1 pseudogene is annotated in these 486 nt (G+C 50.4%); it reads left to right on the top strand.

Features of this window, described 5'->3' with window-relative positions:
* A pseudogene (locus J1782_RS00115) lies at positions 1–486 on the top strand (hypothetical protein); the annotation flags it as partial.

The raw sequence follows: 486 nt of genomic DNA on the forward strand, positions 1-486 counted from the left end.
CCGAATCCAGCCAGCTGACGTTCTACACGCTCTATATGCATTTAGCCCCCTGGACTGCATATCAGTCAGCAAACACGTCGCGTTTTCTCATCAATGAGAAAAGTGGGCTCAGGGCTTATTTAGACGAGTCTCACGAAATCTGTGCGGGCGTTCTTCCTAAAGGTACCCGCGTCATTTGGGATGGAAAAACGACACAGTCGTTTAATAAGCGTGATTATGCTCAGGTCACGCTGGAAGATGATGTGACGGGTATGGACTGGGATGCCAGTGCAGGCAGTCAGCTGTGGGTGCTTGCTGATCATGGAACGTCAAACCTCAAACCTGTAGAAGTTGCTTTACCTGCATGGTGGAAGCCCCTTGAGCAGCCAATGCCCGTTCTCGATGCCATGAAGTTCGATCAGGTTGTTAATCTGAATACGCCTTTACCCATCAAAGCCGGTGCTGCAATCGGGCACATGGGGTATTTCGAAGATGCCTATGACCAGG

The sequence above is a fragment of the Rahnella sp. BCC 1045 genome (assembly GCF_019049615.1).
GTDB classification, from domain to species: domain Bacteria; phylum Pseudomonadota; class Gammaproteobacteria; order Enterobacterales; family Enterobacteriaceae; genus Rahnella; species Rahnella contaminans.